Here is a 15,116-nt window from a genome sequence, read left to right as displayed (position 1 = left end):
TTAAAGGGCAATTGTACTTCAAGGCCTGCTTTCGCCGCACCGCAACATGGCAGAACCTTGCTTGGGCAAGGGTTGCTTTACCCTTGCCGTGACGCGAGAGGCGCTGGCTAGAACAGGCTTTTGAGGCTGGCTGCGATGCCATGCCAGAAACTATTCGGGATCCAGAGCAGGGCAATCGTCATGGCAAGGTAGCGCAGAAACTTGCCAATCGCCATGTAAACCAGGCTGGGCCAGAACGACAGCCGGAGCCAGCCCGCCAAAGTGCACAAAGGATCACCAATCCCGGGCAGCCACGATACCAGCAGGGTCGGCGGCCCCAGCCGGCGCATCCACCGGAAGTAGCGCGCATCCAGCGGCGGCTTGCGCGGCTGGCGGGGGTGGCGGCGGTGTTCGGCGTGCTCCTCCTCGTGCACGCGCTGCTGGCGCCGCTTGCGCAAGCGCACCACGGCCAGCTTGGCCGCGTAGCCAAGCCACCAGTCGATGGCACCGCCCGCGGTATTGCCGAGCGTGGCAACGACGATGGCCGGCCAGAATAGATGTGGATTCAGCTTGATATACGCGAAGACCGCCGGCTCCGAGCCCAGGGGCAGCAAGGTGGCGGACACCAGGCTGACCACGAAGATAGCCGGCAAGCCCACCTTGGGCAGGGCAACGGTTTCGAACAGCCAGTCGATGAAGCCTTCCATATAAAGAGATTTGGTGCCGGAGCGAGGTGAATGCGGTGTGGCGGTCGGGCGGCGGGCCATTCTAGCAGCGCCATCCTGCACGCCCGCGACCGACGCCGTGCGCGCCCTCTGGCAGCGCCAGGTGGCGAAGGGGCAACCCGCATGGCATGCGCCTGAGATTTGTGATTAACTGTTAGAGCATGCCGCAGCCAAACGTTCGCGGCGCGGCATTGCTAGGCCATTGTCAGACATTACCCGGCAGCACCGCAGTACCGCAGTACCAACATCACGAAATAGCCGTACCCAACAAAACGGCAGCAACGCGTCGTGGCCAGTCCCGCGCAGTTTTTTCGGGATTCAGGGATTGGTCGTGCACGTGTCCACCCACATGGAGACAAGCATGGCGATTCCTATCCGCCTGACCGTCAACGGCCGCGCCGTCGACGCGCAGGTAGAACCCCACACCCTTCTCGTCCAGTTCCTGCGCGAACAACTCCGCCTGACCGGCACCCATGTCGGCTGCGACACCGCCCAATGCGGCGCCTGCACCGTGCACATGGATGGCCGCGCGGTCAAGTCGTGCAACATGCTGGCGCTGCAGGCGGATGGCGCCAGCATCACCACCATCGAAGGACTCGCCCCGGAGGGCCAGCTCCACCCCATGCAGGAAGCCTTCCGCAACTGCCACGGCTTGCAGTGCGGCTTCTGCACGCCCGGCATGGTGATGAGCGCCATCGCGCTGGTCAGGCAGCAGCCCAATGCCGACGCCGCCGCCATCCGCGAGCAGCTCGAAGGCAACCTGTGCCGCTGTACCGGCTACCACAACATCGTGCGCGCGGTGCAGGAAGGCCAGTCCGCGATGCATGGCGTCAGCGCTGAATAAGGGGACCGCCATGAACGCACCTGACAACCAGCACCTGATCGGCGCCTCGGTCAAGCGCAAGGAAGACTACCGCTTTCTCACCGGCAACGGCCAGTACACCGACGACATTGTGCTGCCGCAGCAAAGCTACGGCTACTTCCTGCGCTCGCCGCACGCGCACGCCCGCATCGTCTCCATCGACAAGACCGAGGCACTCGCCTCGCCCGGCGTGGTCGCCATCTTCACCGGCGACGACGTGGCGGCCGACAAGGTCGGCGGCCTGCCCTGCGGCTGGCTGATCCACAGCATCGACGGCAGCCCGATGAAGGAGCCGCCGCACCCCGTGCTGGCGCAGGGCAAGGCCCGCCACGTGGGCGACCAGGTCGCGCTGGTGATCGCCGAAACGCTGCAGCAAGCCAAGGACGCCGCCGAGAAGATCGACGTGCAATACGACGAACTGCCCGCCGTGGTGAACACCGCCCACGCTGCCTCGGCCACCTCGCTGGTACATGACGACGTGCCCGAGAACACCAGCTACATCTGGGGCCATGGCGACCGCGCCGCCACCGACGCCGCCTTTGCCAAGGCCGCCCACGTGACCACGCTGGAGATCATCAACAACCGGCTGATCCCCAACGCCATCGAGCCGCGCGCCGTCAATGCCAGCTACACCCGGCAGGACGACAGCTACACGGTCTACGTATCGAACCAGAACCCCCACGTGGAGCGCCTGCTGATGGGCGCCTTCGTGCTCGGCCTGCCGGAGTCGCGCCTGCGCATCATCGCGCCGGATGTGGGCGGCGGCTTCGGCTCCAAGATCTTCCTGTACGCGGAAGACGTGGCGCTGACCTGGGCCTCGAAGAAGATCAAGCGCCCGATCAAGTGGACCGCCGAACGCTCGGAGTCCTTCCTGACCGATGCGCACGGCCGCGACCACGTCACCAAGGCCGAGCTGGCGATGGACGCCGACGGCAAGTTCCTGGCCATGCGGGTGCACACCACTGCCAATATGGGCGCCTACCTGTCGACCTTCGCGTCGAGCGTGCCGACCATCCTGTACGCCACGCTGCTGGCCGGGCAGTACACCACGCCGGCGATCTATGCCGAAGTGCGCGCCGTGTTCACCAACACCGCGCCGGTAGACGCTTACCGCGGCGCGGGCCGCCCGGAAGCCACCTATGTGGTGGAGCGGCTGGTGGAAGCCGCAGCGCGCGAAATGAAGATGGACCCGGCGGAAATCCGCCGCAAGAACTTCATCCACGACTTCCCCTACGCCACCCCGGTCGGCCTGACCTACGACACCGGCGACTACGAGCCGTGCCTGGCACGCGCGCAGGAACTCGCCGACGTCAAAGGCTTTCCCGCGCGTCGCGAAGAAGCGAAGCAGCGCGGCAAGCTGCTCGGCCTGGGCTACTCCTGCTACATCGAGGCATGCGGGCTGGCGCCGTCGAATATCGCCGGCGCGCTGGGCGCGCGCGCGGGACTGTTCGAGGTGGGCGAGATCCGTGTCCACCCGACCGGCACCGTGACCGTCTTCACCGGCTCGCACAGCCACGGCCAGGGGCATGAAACCACCTTCGCGCAGATCGTGGCGGACCGGCTCGGCATTGCGCTGGATGCCGTGGAAGTGGTGCACGGCGACACCGGCCGCGTGCCGTTCGGCATGGGCACCTATGGCTCGCGCTCGCTGTCGGTAGGCGGCTCGGCCATCATGAAGGCGCTCGACAAGATCGAAGCCAAGGCCAAGAAGATCGCGGCCCACTTGCTGGAGGCCTCGGACGCCGACATCGAGTTCAAGAACGGCACGTTCAGCGTGGCCGGCACCGACCGCAGCAAGACCTTCGGCGAGGTTGCGCTCACCGCCTACGTGCCGCACAACTACCCGCTCGACAAGCTGGAGCCGGGCCTGAACGAAAACGCCTTCTACGACCCGACCAACTTCACCTATCCATCGGGCGCCTACATCTGCGAGGTGGAAGTCGATCCGGACACCGGCGAGAGCAAGGTGATCAAGTTCACCGCGGTGGACGATTTCGGCAACATCATCAACCCGATGATCGTCGAAGGCCAGGTGCACGGCGGCATCGGCCAGGGCCTCGGCCAGGCCATGCTGGAACAGTGCGTGTACGACGACGACAGCGGCCAGTTGCTGACCGGCTCCTACATGGACTACGCCATGCCGCGCGCCGGCGACCTGCCGGATTTCACGGTGGAAACCGCCAAGGGCACGCCCTGCACGCATAACCCGCTGGGCGTGAAAGGCTGCGGCGAGGCCGGCGCGATCGGCTCACCGCCGGCCTTCATCAACGCGCTGGTGGATGCGCTCTCGCCGCTTGGCGTGCGCGACATCCAGATGCCCGCCACGCCGCACCGCGTGTGGCAGGCCATCCGCCACGCGCAGGCCCCTAACTGAGATCGGAGGCACACCATGTACGCATTCAATTTCGAACGCGCCGCCGATACCAAGGCGGCTGTGGACAAACTCAAGGCGGACCCCGACGCCAAGTACCTCGGCGGCGGCCAGAGCCTGCTGGCCGCGATGAAGCTACGCCTGGCCGCGCCATCCGCGCTGATCGACGTAGCCCGCATTCCCGGCATGGCGGATATCCGTGTCGAGAACGATGAGCTGGTGATCGGCGCGGCGGCACGCCATGCCGACGTGGCGGCCAACGCCGACGTGCGCCAGCGCATTCCCGCGCTGGCCGCGCTGGCCGACGGCATCGGCGACCGCCAGGTGCGCGCGATGGGCACGCTGGGCGGCTCGCTCGCCAACGACGATCCGGCCGCCTGCTACCCAGCGGCCGTGCTCGCGCTCAACGCCACGGTGGTCACCGACCGCCGCAATATCGCCGCCGACAGCTTCTTCAAGAGCCTCTACGAAACCGCGCTGGAACCCGATGAGCTGATCACCGCCGTGCGCTTTCCCACGCCGGACAAGGCTGCCTACATCAAGTTTCGCAACCCGGCATCGCGCTTCGCGCTGGTGGGCGTGATGGTGGCGCAGTTCGGCAAGGTGGTGCGGGTCGCGGTCACCGGCGCGGCCGACAGCGTGTTCCGCAGCGCACCGCTGGAGCAGGCGCTGGCAGCCAGCTTCACGCCAGCGGCAGCGCGCGCGGTGGTGGTGGATGCAAGCAAGCTGAACACCGACCTGCATGCCTCCGCCGAGTACCGCGCGCACCTGATCCCGGTGCTGGCGGCGCGCGCGGTGGAGCAGGCGCTGAAAAGCTAAGGGAGGAAGCCGGAGCGAAGCGCCCGCACTCGCCAAGCCGGGCGTGTTCGCTTCGCGCTCACGCCCGCCCTCTCCCACAGCCCCTCTCGCACCACGTGGGAGAGGGGAGCCAACCGGCTAGCGCCCATGCTTCCCCAGTCCATCGACCAGACCGCCGCCCTGCTGGAGGCACAGCAGTACTTCGCCGATCGCGAAACCGCCACCGTGCTGTACCTGGCGCTGCGCATGCAGCGCCCGCTCTTCCTCGAAGGCGAGCCCGGGGTGGGCAAGACCGCGCTGGCGCGGGCCATGGCCGACGCGCTCGGCACGCGCTTGCTGCGCCTGCAATGCTACGAGGGGCTCGATGCCTCCAGCGCGCTGTACGAATGGGACTACCCGCGCCAGATCATGGCGCTGCGCCTGGCGGAAGCGCGCGGCGAGCGGCCCGACACGCAATCGCTGTATCACGACGATTTCCTGCTCAAGCGCCCCTTGCTGGAATCCCTGCTGCCCGACCCGGCCGCGCCCGGCATCCCGCGCGTGCTGCTGATCGACGAGATCGACCGCGCCGACGAACCCTTCGAAGCCTTCCTGCTGGAGGTGCTGTCCGAGTTCCAGGTGTCGATCCCCGAGATCGGCGTGATCCGGGCCGAGCAGCCGCCGCTCATCATCGTCACCTCCAACCGGACCCGCGAGGTGCATGACGCGCTCAAGCGCCGCTGCCTGTACCAATGGATGGGCTATCCCCAGCGCGAGCGCGAACTGCAGATCGTGGCCGCGCGCGCTCCCGAGGCCGCCGCCGCGCTGCAGCACCAGGCCATCGACTTCATCCACCGGCTGCGCGGCATCGACCTGTTCAAGTCGCCCGGCATCGCCGAGGCCATCGACTGGTGCCGCGCGCTGGCCGCGCTGGGCGTCTGCGAGCTCGATCCGCAATCGGTGCGCGACACGCTGGGCGTGCTGCTCAAGTACCAGGACGACCTGGCCCGGGTCGATGGCCCCACCGTGGCCGAGCTGCTCGCCAGCCGGGCGCCGGGAGCCTGAGCCATGCCCCGGCTCCATCCGGACGCTCCGCTGGCCGCCGCGCCACCCGCTGGCACGCTGCCCATGCTGGCGCGCAACGTCACGCATTTCGTGCGGCTGCTGCGCGATGCCGGCTTTGCGCTGTCGCCCGCACAGGCTGTGGATACGCTGCTGGCGCTGCAATACGTGGACATCGGCAGGCGCGACGAGGTGCGYGCGGCCATGGCAGCCCTAATGGTGAGCGGGCCCGACCAGCGCCTGTTGTTCGACGCCGCGTTCGACCTGTTCTGGCGCGACCCGGACTGGGAGGGCAAGCTGCGCGCCCTGCTGCTGCCGCGCGTGGATGCCGGCGCACCGCCGCCGCCGCGCAACAACCGGCTGGCCGACGCGCTCGCCGCCCAGCGCCCGCCCGAGTCCGGCCGACGTGGCGAGGACCACGTCGAGCGCTTCACCGCGCCGCTCACCTTCTCCGCGCAGGAGCGCCTGGCGCAACGCGACTTTGAAACCCTCGGCGCGGAAGAATGGCGCGCGCTGCAGCACATGATCCGCGCCCGCCACGCGCGCCTGGCCACAGAGCGCACGCGCCGCCTGCGCGCCGCCGCCAGCGGACCGCACGCCGACCTGCGCGCCAGCGCCCGGCTTGCAGTGCGCCAGCAAGGCGAATGGCTGCGCTGGAAATACCGCCGCCGCGCCGAGCGCCGCCCACCGCTGGTGCTGCTGCTCGACATCTCCGGCTCGATGAGCCAGTACTCGCGCGCGGTGCTGTACTTCTGCCATGCGCTGATGCAATCGCGCGAGCGGCTCTCTGTGTTCCTGTTCGGCACCCGGCTGACCAACATCACCCGCTGGCTGCGCGAACGCGACCCGGACGAGGCGGTTGGCGCCATCACGGGCCAGGTGCGCGACTGGGCCGGCGGCACCCGCATTGGCGCCGCGCTGGCCACCTTCAACCGCCAGTGGGCGCGCCGCACGCTGTCCGGACGCGCCACGGTGCTGCTGGTCACCGACGGGCTCGACCATGAAGACATCGACCTGCTAGGCGCCGAAATGGCGCGCTTGCGCCGCTTCGCCCATCGCATCGTCTGGCTCAACCCGCTGCTGCGCTATGCCGGCTTCGTGCCGCAGGCGCGTGGCGTGCAAGCCATCCTGCCGCATGTGGACGCCCTGCGCTCGGCGCACAACCTGGACAGCCTGTTCGCGCTCGAATCCCTGCTGACCGCGCGCGAGACGCTGGCCATGCCCGTGTTCCCTGCGGCGCCGAGGCCGGGAGACATTAAAAACATGAAGGACACCAAGGAGACGCCCCAACCATGGAAATGACACAGACGCGGCAACTGCCGGTAGCGCAGCAAACCGCCTGGGAAGCCCTGAACGACACGGCGCTGCTCAAGCAATGCATCCCAGGATGTGAGAGCATCGAGCCTGACGGCGACAACGCCTACCTGGTGGCGCTGACCGCCGCGGTAGGCCCGGTCAAGGCGCGCTTCAAGGGGCGCATGGCCCTGCAGGACATCCAGGCGCCCGACAGCTACACCATCCAGTTCGACGGACAAGGCGGGGTCGCCGGTTTCGGCAAAGGCACCGCAGCCGTCACGCTGGCCCCCGAAGGCGATGCGACAGTGCTGACCTACACGGTCAACGCCCAGGTTGGCGGCAAGATCGCGCAGATCGGCTCACGCCTGGTTGACGCCGCCGCGCGCAAGATGGCCGATACCTTCTTCGACCGCTTCACGGCGGCGGTGAGCGGGTCCGGCGCGCAGGGTGACGAGCCAGGCACGGATGACAATGTCGCCAAGGACGGAGCGGCGGCCGCCGAAGGCAGCGCGCCCGATGAACAAAACGGTGAAACGAAGCGGAAACGATCATGGACAGCGTGGATCTCGAAGTCCTGAAAAGCAGTGTGAAGTGGCAGGCCGAAGGCCATCGCACGCTATTGGTGACGGTAGTCAGAACCTGGGGCTCCTCGCCCCGGCCGGAAGGCGCCATGCTGGCCGTGCGCGACGACGGCCTGGTGGTCGGCTCGGTCTCGGGCGGCTGCATCGAAGATGACATCATCGACCGGGTACGGCGCGAAGGCATTGCCGGCGCGCACCCCGAGGCCGTCAAGTACGGCATCAGCGCCGAGGAAGCGCACCGCTTCGGCCTGCCCTGCGGCGGCACCATCGAACTGGTGACCGAGCCGCTCAGCGCCGACAGCCACCTGGACGAACTGCTGGCCGCCGTGGAAAACGGCAAGCTGGTAGCCCGCACGCTCGACATGGCTAGCGGCCGCGCCACCCTGGGCCCGGCCCAGGCCACCGACGGCCTTGCCTTCGACGGCGCCACGCTGCTCACCATCCACGGGCCGCGCTACCGCATGCTGGTGATTGGCGCGGGACAGCTATCGAAGTACCTGAGCCAGATCGCGGTTGGCCTGGGCTTCCAGGTCACCGTGTGCGACCCGCGCGAGGAATACACCGAAACCTGGGACATCCCTGGCGTCACCATGGTGCGCACCATGCCGGACGACACCGTGACCGAGATGAAGCTCGACGAGCGCTGCGCGGTGATCGCCGTCACGCACGACCCCAAGCTCGACGACCTGGCCCTGATGGAAGCCCTGCGCACGCGCGCCTTCTATGTCGGCGCCCTCGGCTCGCGCCGCAACAACCAGGCGCGCCGCGAGCGGCTCAAGGAGTTCGACCTCAACGACCTGCAGCTCGCGCGGCTGCACGGCCCGGTCGGCATCTACATCGGCAGCCGCACGCCGCCCGAGATCGCCATCTCGATCCTGGCCGAAGTCGTCGCCGCCAAGAACCACGTCTCGCTGCCCGACATCCTCCAGGTAGAAGGCGCCAAGGCCGCGCGCGAACTGGCCGCCAACGAAGGCAGCACCTGCAGCCCCGCCCCGTGACCAGCCCGCTGACGGGCCCCATCAACGGCGCCATCCACACCGCCGAGCCCCCCACCGGCATCTTGCTGGCAGCCGGCTACGGCCGCCGCTTCGACCCCGCCGGCCAGCGCAACAAGCTCCTGGCCACGCTGCCCGACGGCCACACCGTAGCCGCCCACAGCGCCCGCACGCTGGTCTCCGTGCTGCCCGGCACGCTAGCCGTGATCCGCCCGGGCAATGCCGCGCTAGCCGCCGAATTGCAAGCTGCCGGCTGCCGGGTACTGGAGACCGCAGCAGCCGAGGCCGGCATGGGCGCCGCGCTGGCCGCGGCGGTGGCCGCCACGCCCGGCGCCAGCGGCTGGGTAGTGGCGCTGGCCGACATGCCGTGGCTGCCGGCCGAGCTGGTGCGCGCGGTGGCGTTGACGATCACGACGCGTGACGCGATTGCCGCACCGTGGCGCGACGGACGGCGCGGGCATCCGGTTGGATTCGGATCCGCGTGGCGGGATGCCCTGCTGAAGCTTGACGGGGATGAAGGCGCGCGGGAGTTGTTGAAGACGCAGCCGGTGATGAGGATTCTTACTGAGGATGAGGGGGCGTTTCGGGATGTGGATGTTGAGGGGGATATAGGGGGGAGGGGGGTGTAGGGGGAAGGGGGTGTAGGGGGAAGGGGGGTGTAGGGGGGGTATTGGGGTGTTTGCTGGCGGTGTTGGTTTTTGCACCCAAGGTGCCATACGACATCGCTCTGCTGGGTTGGTCGCTGTTTATTTCGTCGGCGTTGGTTTTTGGACCCAAGAGCCATACGACATCCCCCTGCGGGGGCTGCCGGTCACTTTTCTTTGACCGGCAAAGAAAACTAACGAAAAGAAAGCCGCCCTGCCGGGAGCAGAGCAATCAGGCTTATGTTGGGCAGTGGTTGCGTCGTACGGCCCCGAGTGTTGGCTGGCGTATCCTGCCGACCCGAAGGGCATCGCTATATCATGACCCAATGGTCACGTGGTGGTGCCCCTCATCGCTTTGCTCGGTGAGTGTTCGGGCATCTGCCGTTCGCGGTGCGGAGCGCCACGATCCTGCCTGACTTGGTGGTTTCGTGGTTTTGTCTCTGGCGGTGGCTGCCCGGCCATTTGATGCCCTGCCGTACCGGCGCGAGCGGCACCTTGCTATCACCCCCCTCTGGTTTCGTGGTGGGCACCGTGGCCCGGTTCGCGGGGCCGTGCTCGTACCTCACGGCGCTCGTCCTCCGAGACAAAACCACGAAACCAGCCACACCCGAAACGGCGCAGCCCCTCGCGCCGCGAACGGCAGATGTGGGAATGGTCACCGCACACGAGGTCAGGGGCCGCACGACGTAACCCATGGRTCATGCAGTTGCGATGTCCTTTGGGCCGGTTGGACACGCCAGCCAACACTCCGGGCCGTACGACGCAATCACCGAGGCAAAAACAGCCTTATTGCTCTGCTCCCGGCAGGGCGGCTTTCTTTTCGTTAGTTTTCTTTGCCGGTCAAAGAAAAGTGACCGGCAGCCCCCGCAGGGGGATGTCGTATGGCTCTTGGGTCCAAAAACCATCGCCGCCCAAAGAAACAGCGACCAACCCATCCCCCCACCCCTCCCAATCCCCTTCCACGCTACAATCCCGCCAGCCTCAAACCCCCAATCCCCACATGGCCAATCTGATCTTCGCACTAGCCGCCTACCTGATCGGCTCCATTTCCTTTGCCGTCGTGGTCAGCAAGGCCATGCGCCTGCCCGATCCGCACACCTATGGCTCCGGCAACCCCGGCGCTACCAACGTGCTGCGCAGCGGCAACAAGAAGGCCGCCATCCTGACGTTGATCGGCGATGCCTTGAAGGGCTGGCTGGCGGTCTGGCTGGCGCAGCGCTTCGGCCCGGCGTACGGCGTCGACGACACGGGCATCGCGCTGGTGGCGGCAGCGGTGTTCCTGGGCCACCTGTTCCCGGTGTTCTTCCGCTTTGCGGGCGGCAAGGGCGTGGCCACCGCGGCCGGCATCCTGTTTGCCGTCGACCCGCTGCTGGGCGCGGGCACGATGGCAACCTGGCTGATCGTGGCCTTCTTCTTCCGCTACTCGTCGCTGGCGGCGCTGGTGTCGGCGATCTTTGCGCCCTTCTTCTACGTCCTGATGTCGGGGGTGGACGTGATCGCCGGCGCGGTATTCGCGATCAGCGTGCTGCTGGTGGTGCGGCATCGCGCTAACATCGAAAAGCTGCTGGCCGGCAAGGAAAGCCGCATCGGCGAGAAGAAAAAGGCGCCCGGCGCCTGAACGCCGGGTCAGACAGTAAAAAGCCCGCACAGTGATGCGGGCTTTTTCATGCCGGCTGGCAAGTGGCTACGGCAGCTTGCTGAGGATGCCGCTCATCTCGTCAGCGGAGAAGGCACGCAGCGTCTGGCTGCGGACGTTGCCCGCCATGCCCAGGGCAAGGCCGAATGCGGTCATGGTGGCATATTGACCGAGCGTCCAGAAGATATCTTTCATTTCGATGCCGCTTGCCTTCGCCATTTCGCGAACGGCCGCGGCGCGCTTGGTTGTGTCCTTGACGGTACGGATTCCTTGGTCGGTGAAGTTTAGAAGCGTGACGAAAGTTGCCATGATGCGTCTCCTGATCAAGTGGATTCGCGCTACGCGTTGCCAAAGCGCATAGAGCAACTACTCGCAGCAAGCTGCGTACCACGCCAGCCAGCATATGGCCGGCGTGGGCATGGCGTCAGCAGGCAGCCCCCGCGCAGGGGAAAACCGCCTGAATGTGTTCCAGATCTGATACGAGCCGGGACGCCGCCGTCCGGCGGCCGGTGCTCAGGCCGCTTGTGCCAGCGCCGCGAACGGAAACACCATTTCCACCCGCAGGCCGCCCTCGTCCCGGTTTGCCAGCGCCAGGCGGCCGCCCGCCTGGCGCACCAGCCGGTCGACGATGGCCAGGCCCAGGCCCGAGTGCGCATTGCCGCCGCGCGCCGGGTCCAGCCGCACGAACGGCAGGGTGACCTTTTCCATGGCATCTGGCGGAATGCCTTCGCCATGGTCTTCCACCACCATGTGCCAGCCATCGGCCTGGCGCGAGGTGCTGAGCAGCACCGGCGCTGCCCCGTAGGCATAGGCGTTGTCGACCAGGTTGCCGACGATACGGTCGAGCTGGGTGGCGATCATGCGGAAGCCCTCGCCCGCCATCAGCGAGACCTCCACCGACTTGTCCTGCTCGGCCAGCGAGGCGGCCAGCTCGCCGATGCGGCGATCGACCGGCACCGGCCGCGCCGCGGGCTCGCCGCTTTGGGCAAAGGTCAGGAACTGCTCGACGATGGCGGACATGGACTCGACATCGCGCGTGACGCCGGCCGCGGCCTTCGGGTCGGCCAGCATCTCGGCGCGCAACCGCAACCGCGCCAGCGGCGTCTTGAGATCGTGGGCGATGCCGGCAAGCATCGTATTGCGCTCCTGGTCGATGCGGGTCAGGTCAGCCATCATGCGGTTGAAGCGCACGATCAACTGGCGCAGCTCGTGCGGGCCGCGCTCACGCAGCGGCTTGACGCTGTGCTGGCGCGACAGCTGCTCGGCCGCGGCGGCCATGTCGCGCACCGGGCGCTGGATCTGCCAGGCAATCAGCAAGGCCACCGCCATGGCTACGCCGACCACCAGGATCACGCCAGGCAGCAGGCGGTTGTCGGGCGGCGGGTTGACCACCCATAGCGCAGGCATGGCAATCCAGTCCTGCCGGTGTGGCAGCTTGACCCAGATGCGCGTGGTCTGGTCTTCCTCGAGCCGTACCTGGGTCCCAGGCGGCATGCGCTGAGAGAACTGCTCGACCAGCCGTCGCGCCCGGCCCTTGGCCGCCACGGTGTGCTCGGCCGCGCTGGCCTCGCTGGCCACTTCCACCAGGCTTGGCAGCTTGATGGGCGGCTGGGCGGCAAGCGCGCGCTGGATGCTGTCGAACTGGAACATCATCTGCTCGACGGAGTAATCCACCTGCTGCTGGCGGCGATCCATGCGCAGGATCGCAAGCCAGGAGAAATGGCTCAGCACCAGCACCGCTGCGATCAGCAGCGCGATGCGTCCGAACAGCGTATCGATGCGCAGCTTCATTGGGCGATGTCTTCGGCTTCGTCGGGCACGAAGGTATAACCGCGCCCCCGTACCGTCTGGATGTAGCGGGGACGCTGGGCGTCTTCGTCGAGCAAGCGGCGCAGGCGCCAGATCTGGACATCGATGCCGCGGTCGCTGATGCCGCTCGCGGTGCCGTACATCAGCTCCACGATGCGCTCGCGCGACAGCACCTCAAGCGGGTGCATCAACAGCAGCTTGAGCAGCGCGAACTCGGTATCGCTGATCGCCACCGGGTCGCCGCTGCGCGCCAGCGAGCGCTGGCGGAAGTTGACGCGGAACGGCCCGAAGGCCATGCCCTCGCGGTCTTCCGGCGCAGCCGCGGGGCGGGCCAGCTTGCGGCGCAGCACGGCATTGATCCGCGCCAGCAGCTCGCGCGGCGAGAATGGCTTGCCGAGATAATCGTCCGCGCCGATCTCCAGCCCCACGATGCGGTCGATCTCGTCGCTGCGCGCGGTCAGCAGGATCACGGGAATGTCGTCGTTCTTGGCACGCAGGTTGCGCAATGCGGTCAGCCCATCCACCTTGGGCATCATCAGGTCGAGCACGATCAGGGCGGGGCGCTCGCGCTCCAGGCGTCCCTGCAAGCCTTCGCCATCGTGCAGCACGGACACGGCAAAGCCCTGCTGGGTGAGGTATTCGCGCAGCAGGTCGCGGAGTTCGGGATCGTCGTCCACGACGAGGATTTGGGTAGGCTGATTGGCTCGCATAGGCAGATGATAGCTAGGCTGGGCGCGGCAATCCGGGCGAATTGTTTCAAGGCATTACACCCGGGCTGCTGGTAATGATCTGTAAGATTGGCCGCCCGCGCTGAAACATGGGTGCCGCCAAGGCGCATTATCCTTCGCTTATGTTGCCGTTGCCGGCGGTCGCCGGTCAGGACGGCCCCGCCCGACGCCGCCCGGCCAGCGCGTAGTCGCGCATGAAGCCGCGTGCTGCGAGCGGCACGTGCCGACGGCGTTGCGGCATACTTCTGCCTCTCAAACCCCGAACATCGTTCAAACGCGTTTTTGTTGACGCGTCGCTCCCAGGATCCGGTCATGGCCAACCCCGAAGAACATCAACCGGCTAAGCTGCCACCGCCGCCCAAGGCTGCCTCGCACCGCCGCAAACTGATTGCCGCCGCGCTGATCCTGCTGCTGGCCGGCGGAGGCTGGTATTGGTACAAGCATCGTACGCCCGCCGCCGGTGCCGCGGGCGCGCCCGGCGGCACTAACGGCAGCCGTGGTGGCCCTGGCGGCCCTGGCGGCCCCAGTGGCCCTGGGGGTCCCGGCGGCCAGCGCTCGCCGGTGGTGGTCAGCACCGTGGCCAAGCGTAATATGGACGTCATCCTCAACGGCCTGGGCAATGTCACGCCCGTGGCCAATGTGACCGTGCGGGCCCAGGTGTCGGGCCCTCTGCTCAAGGTCCTGTTCAAGGAGGGCCAGATGGTCAAGGCCGGCGACGTGCTTGCCGAGATCGACCCACGCCCGTTCCAGGCCACGCTGGACCAGGCCGTGGGCACGCTGGCGCGCGACCGTGCCTTGCTGGAAAACGCCCGCCTGGACCAGAAGCGCTACCGCACGCTGCTCGGCCAGGATTCCATCTCCAGCCAGCAGGTAGACACCCAGGACGCCCTGGTGCGCCAGTATGAAGGCGTGGTCAAGACCGACCAGGCCAATGTGGACAGCGCCCGCCTGCAACTGGGCTACACCCGCATCATGGCGCCGGCCTCCGGCCGCATCGGCCTGCGCCAGGTCGACCCGGGCAATATCATCAGCACCAGCGACACCAGCGGCATCGCCCTGATCACCCAGATCCAGCCGATCGCGGTGCTCTACACCATCCCTGAAGACAACCTGCCGTCGGTGCTCAAGCGTCTGCACGCGGGCGAGACCATTCCCGTGCAGGCCTGGGACCGCCAGGCCCGCAACCGCCTGGCTGATGGCACGCTGCTGACCACCGACAACCAGATCGACACCACCACCGGCACGGTCAAGCTCAAGGCGATCTTCCAGAACCAGGACGGCCTGCTGTTCCCGAACCAGTTCGTCAACATGCGCACCAAGGTGGACACGATCGAGGACGCCACCGTGGTACCGGTGGCGGCGATCCAGCGCGGCCAGCAAGGCACTTTTGTCTATGTGGTCGACGACGGCAGCAAGGTCAAGGTCCAGGTTATCGCGCTCGGCCCGAGCGACGGCGAGCGCACCGTGGTGACCAAGGGCCTGCAGCCCGGCCAGCGCGTGGTGATCGACGGCGCCGACCGGCTCAAGGAAGGCATGACGGTGGAAACCGTGGACCCGGCGGCGCGCGCCGCCGCGCTGGTACCGGCCAGCGCGCCGCGCGGGCGCGGACGGCGCCGCGATGGTGGCGCCAGCGGGATGGTGGCGCCAGCGG

14 protein-coding genes are annotated in these 15,116 nt (G+C 67.4%); 10 read left to right on the top strand and 4 right to left on the bottom strand.

The features are described 5' to 3' along the window. Positions 1-107: 107 nt before the first annotated feature. The gene (locus AB4061_RS31875; RefSeq protein ID WP_441640206.1) at positions 108-686 is read right to left on the bottom strand and encodes a YqaA family protein; all 579 of its coding nucleotides are present in this window, start codon (positions 684-686) and stop codon (positions 108-110) included. A gap of 379 nt (positions 687-1,065) precedes the next feature. Here AB4061_RS31875 and AB4061_RS31870 point away from each other — a divergent pair, with 379 nt between their 5' ends. From AB4061_RS31870 to plsY, 9 genes are all read left to right on the top strand, one after another. After that, a complete protein-coding gene (locus AB4061_RS31870; protein WP_441640205.1) occupies positions 1,066-1,548 on the top strand; it encodes a (2Fe-2S)-binding protein in 483 nt (160 codons plus the stop codon). A gap of 10 nt (positions 1,549-1,558) precedes the next feature. Beyond that, positions 1,559-3,940: a xanthine dehydrogenase family protein molybdopterin-binding subunit gene (locus AB4061_RS31865; RefSeq protein ID WP_441640204.1), complete on the top strand. Its 2,382-nt coding sequence runs from the start codon at positions 1,559-1,561 to the stop codon at positions 3,938-3,940. A 15-nt stretch (positions 3,941-3,955) separates the two neighbouring features. Then, a complete protein-coding gene (locus AB4061_RS31860; protein WP_441640203.1) occupies positions 3,956-4,756 on the top strand; it encodes an FAD binding domain-containing protein in 801 nt (266 codons plus the stop codon). 126 nt (positions 4,757-4,882) lie between these two features. After that, positions 4,883-5,779, top strand: coding sequence for an AAA family ATPase (locus tag AB4061_RS31855; protein ID WP_150987835.1), 897 nt, complete (start codon positions 4,883-4,885; stop codon positions 5,777-5,779). A 3-nt stretch (positions 5,780-5,782) separates the two neighbouring features. Continuing rightward, positions 5,783-7,078: a vWA domain-containing protein gene (locus AB4061_RS31850; RefSeq protein ID WP_441640202.1), complete on the top strand. Its 1,296-nt coding sequence runs from the start codon at positions 5,783-5,785 to the stop codon at positions 7,076-7,078. Continuing rightward, positions 7,069-7,650, top strand: a complete 582-nt coding sequence (locus tag AB4061_RS31845) for a CoxG family protein (protein WP_441640201.1) — start codon at positions 7,069-7,071, stop codon at positions 7,648-7,650. Before AB4061_RS31850 ends, AB4061_RS31845 begins: the two co-directional genes overlap by 10 nt. Continuing rightward, positions 7,623-8,651 (top strand): XdhC family protein, encoded by a 1,029-nt coding sequence (locus AB4061_RS31840; protein WP_441640200.1) that lies wholly within the window; start codon positions 7,623-7,625, stop codon positions 8,649-8,651. The genes AB4061_RS31845 and AB4061_RS31840 overlap by 28 nt, the downstream gene beginning before the upstream one ends. Beyond that, a complete protein-coding gene (locus AB4061_RS31835; RefSeq protein ID WP_441640199.1) occupies positions 8,648-9,277 on the top strand; it encodes a nucleotidyltransferase family protein in 630 nt (209 codons plus the stop codon). Before AB4061_RS31840 ends, AB4061_RS31835 begins: the two co-directional genes overlap by 4 nt. 1,015 nt (positions 9,278-10,292) lie before the next feature. Next, positions 10,293-10,910: a glycerol-3-phosphate 1-O-acyltransferase PlsY gene (plsY, locus tag AB4061_RS31830; protein ID WP_441640198.1), complete on the top strand. Its 618-nt coding sequence runs from the start codon at positions 10,293-10,295 to the stop codon at positions 10,908-10,910. Positions 10,911-10,976: 66 nt separating this feature from the next. Here the strand turns inward: plsY and AB4061_RS31825 are convergent, their stop codons facing one another. From AB4061_RS31825 to AB4061_RS31815, 3 genes are all read right to left on the bottom strand, one after another. Continuing rightward, positions 10,977-11,237, bottom strand: coding sequence for a GYD domain-containing protein (locus tag AB4061_RS31825; RefSeq protein ID WP_441640197.1), 261 nt, complete (start codon positions 11,235-11,237; stop codon positions 10,977-10,979). Between the two features lie 204 nt (positions 11,238-11,441). Continuing rightward, positions 11,442-12,719 (bottom strand): ATP-binding protein, encoded by a 1,278-nt coding sequence (locus AB4061_RS31820; RefSeq protein ID WP_441640196.1) that lies wholly within the window; start codon positions 12,717-12,719, stop codon positions 11,442-11,444. After that, entirely contained in the window at positions 12,716-13,447 is a 732-nt protein-coding gene (locus AB4061_RS31815; RefSeq protein WP_441640195.1) for a response regulator, read from the bottom strand. The genes AB4061_RS31820 and AB4061_RS31815 overlap by 4 nt, the downstream gene beginning before the upstream one ends. A gap of 330 nt (positions 13,448-13,777) precedes the next feature. Between AB4061_RS31815 and AB4061_RS31810 the strand changes: the two genes are divergently transcribed. Beyond that, positions 13,778-15,116, top strand: a 1,339-nt coding sequence (locus tag AB4061_RS31810; RefSeq protein WP_441640194.1) for an MdtA/MuxA family multidrug efflux RND transporter periplasmic adaptor subunit, incomplete at its 3' end; no start/stop codon positions are given.

Origin of the sequence: Cupriavidus sp. YAF13 (assembly GCF_052113425.1) — a bacterium.
GTDB lineage: Bacteria > Pseudomonadota > Gammaproteobacteria > Burkholderiales > Burkholderiaceae > Cupriavidus.
The sequence above is the reverse complement of the archived record's forward strand: the minus strand, read 5'-3'. Positions and strand labels throughout refer to the sequence as shown.

What these genes read in the sequence shown, in the direction of transcription:
- AB4061_RS31865 (WP_441640204.1), top strand. Translation starts at nt 1,559, where the DNA reads ATGAACGCACCTGACAACCAGCACCTGATCGGCGCCTCGGTCAAGCGC.
- AB4061_RS31815 (WP_441640195.1), bottom strand. Translation starts at nt 13,447, where the DNA reads ATGCGAGCCAATCAGCCTACCCAAATCCTCGTCGTGGACGACGATCCC.
- AB4061_RS31875 (WP_441640206.1), bottom strand. Translation starts at nt 686, where the DNA reads ATGGAAGGCTTCATCGACTGGCTGTTCGAAACCGTTGCCCTGCCCAAG.
- AB4061_RS31860 (WP_441640203.1), top strand. Translation starts at nt 3,956, where the DNA reads ATGTACGCATTCAATTTCGAACGCGCCGCCGATACCAAGGCGGCTGTG.
- AB4061_RS31855 (WP_150987835.1), top strand. Translation starts at nt 4,883, where the DNA reads ATGCTTCCCCAGTCCATCGACCAGACCGCCGCCCTGCTGGAGGCACAG.
- AB4061_RS31825 (WP_441640197.1), bottom strand. Translation starts at nt 11,237, where the DNA reads ATGGCAACTTTCGTCACGCTTCTAAACTTCACCGACCAAGGAATCCGT.
- AB4061_RS31845 (WP_441640201.1), top strand. Translation starts at nt 7,069, where the DNA reads ATGGAAATGACACAGACGCGGCAACTGCCGGTAGCGCAGCAAACCGCC.
- AB4061_RS31870 (WP_441640205.1), top strand. Translation starts at nt 1,066, where the DNA reads ATGGCGATTCCTATCCGCCTGACCGTCAACGGCCGCGCCGTCGACGCG.
- AB4061_RS31820 (WP_441640196.1), bottom strand. Translation starts at nt 12,719, where the DNA reads ATGAAGCTGCGCATCGATACGCTGTTCGGACGCATCGCGCTGCTGATC.
- plsY (WP_441640198.1), top strand. Translation starts at nt 10,293, where the DNA reads ATGGCCAATCTGATCTTCGCACTAGCCGCCTACCTGATCGGCTCCATT.
- AB4061_RS31840 (WP_441640200.1), top strand. Translation starts at nt 7,623, where the DNA reads ATGGACAGCGTGGATCTCGAAGTCCTGAAAAGCAGTGTGAAGTGGCAG.